This window comes from Stenotrophomonas sp. 2YAF22, from assembly GCF_052114665.1.
Classification (GTDB): Bacteria; Pseudomonadota; Gammaproteobacteria; order Xanthomonadales; family Xanthomonadaceae; genus Stenotrophomonas; species Stenotrophomonas indicatrix.
Genome location: NZ_JBFRFE010000695.1, coordinates 1 through 2052 on the forward strand (window position 1 = coordinate 1; position 2052 = coordinate 2052).

Annotated in this window: 2 protein-coding genes; one reads left to right on the forward strand and one right to left on the reverse strand. The window is 66.6% G+C overall.

Annotated elements, in window-relative coordinates; genetic code table 11:
* Positions 1 to 161: 161 nt before the first annotated feature.
* Positions 162 to 1091 (forward strand): LysR family transcriptional regulator, encoded by a 930-nt coding sequence (locus AB4Y84_RS20035; protein ID WP_313446976.1) that lies wholly within the window; start codon positions 162 to 164, stop codon positions 1089 to 1091.
* A gap of 15 nt (positions 1092 to 1106) precedes the next feature.
* On the opposite strand, the gene AB4Y84_RS20040 is transcribed toward AB4Y84_RS20035, so the two are convergent.
* The coding region (locus AB4Y84_RS20040) for an amidohydrolase family protein (protein WP_442250765.1) at positions 1107 to 2052 on the reverse strand (946 nt) is incomplete at its 5' end.

Below are 2052 nucleotides of genomic sequence, written 5' to 3' on the forward strand. Positions count from 1 at the left end.
GTACCAGTGATGGGGCGGGCGCAGCGCGTGGCGCAGAGACGACGGCTGAGAGCGAGGGAGCGGGCATGGAAGGCACCAGGGAGAGAATTGGAGCCCAGCGTGCCTACATTCGCAAGGCGTCTGTAGTAGGCTCAACAACATACTTTACATACGCTATGCGCATGAACGACCTTGCATCGGGCGGCGACCGCCTGGACCTGCTGCGTACCTTCCTGCGCATCGTCGACAGCGGCAGCCTTTCGGCCGCCGCCGTGCAGCTGGGCACCACCCAGCCCACCGTCAGCCGTCGGCTTCAAGCCCTGGAACGGCAGCTGGGCCTGCGCCTGCTGCAGCGCTCTACCCACGGCCTGCTGCTGACCGAGGACGGCCAGCGCTGCCAACGCCATGCGCAGCGGGTGGTGGACGAATGGGAAGCGCTGCAGGCCGAGCTGCACGGGCAGACACAGAGGCTCAGCGGTCGCCTGCGGGTGATGGTGCCGCATGCGTTCGGCCAGGCACAGCTGCTGCCCACCATGCTCGACTTCCTGGCCCAGCATCCACAACTGAGCCTGGAGTGGATCCTCGAGGACCGCCGCCCGGACTTCATCGCCGAAGGCATCGACTGCGCGGTGCGGGTCGGCGCGGTCGATGAACCGCGCGTGGTTGCCCTGCCGCTGGCCGAAGTACCTCGCATTGTCGTGGCCGCACCGTCGCTGGCCGATGCGGAGTCGATCACCAGCCCCGAACAGGCGCAGGCATTGCCGTGGATCTCGTTGGTCACCTACTACCGCGAACGTCTGCTGCTGCACGATGCGCAGGGCCGTGCGCACACGCTGTCGATCACGCCGCGCCTGCTGAGTGACAACCTGTTCGTGGTGCAGCAGGCCGCACGTGCGGGATTGGGGGCCGCAGTGGTGTCGGCCTGGCTGGTGGCCGAGGATCTGGCCGAAGGTCGGTTGGTGCAGCTTTTAGCGGACTGGCAGGCACCACCGCTGCCGGTGCATCTGGTGTTCCCCGCTGCGCGACAGCAACCGCTGCGCCTGCGCGCCTTCATCGATGCGATGAAAACCACGCTGCCGCAGCTGCATGGCATGCGGCCGGCACCGCGCTAGGCGCTACCGGCCGCATCACTGCGAAGCGTGGTCCTGCTTCGCCACGGCATTCCATGCAGCGACCTTTGCCTTGGTGTCGGCCAGCATCCTGTCCAGCGCCGCGCGATCGTACACATCACCGCGCAGGATCACGCTGTCGATCTTTTCGGTGGCGGCGATGTCCTGCAGCGGGTTGGCGGTCAGCAGTACCAGATCGGCCGCCTTGCCCGTGGCGACACCACCATAACGCTGCATCTGGCCAAACCAGGCCGGACCGGAGCGGGTCGCGGCGGACAGCGCCTGCGGTGCGCTCAGGCCTTCCTTCACGAACAGCTGCAACTCCTGGTGCAGGCCGATACCCGGGTAGTTGAACGAATTGAGGAAGCCCGCATCGGTGCCGGCAATGATCGTCACCCCCGCTTCCTGCAGCAGCGGCAGCACTGCGGCCACCTGGTGGTACTGCGCATGGCGCGCCTCGATCTGCGCAGGTGTCGCCTTGGCAGCGCGCTCCACGCGCCAGGCGTACGTCGCACGCAGGCCCGGGCCGATATAAGCCAGATACGGATCGTTGGCGTGGTCGTCCTGGTCGAGGAAGTCGAGGATACGGCCGCCGTTGAGGGTCGGCGTCACGAATACGCCGCGCTTGGCGAAATCACGATAGGCATGCAGCGCGGTTTCGCGATCGAAGCTGGCGTCGAGCCGGCGGTTGGCTTCGGCGCGGTCGATGCGCCCGGCGCCGAAATCCGCGGCGATCTGCGCTTCATCCTTGCTGCCCGCCTTGAAGGCATAGTCCAGATGTTCGATCGAGGCCAGGCCTGCATCCACGGCCTGCTCCACCGTCAACGCCATCGGAATATGGCCTGAAGCCTTGAAACCCGCCTTGCGCGCGGCGCTGGCCGAGTACAGGAACAGTTCCGGGGTCAGCGTGCTGTCGGTGATCTTCACGAAGTCGACCTTGTCGTGCTGCRGGCGCTCGATCGCC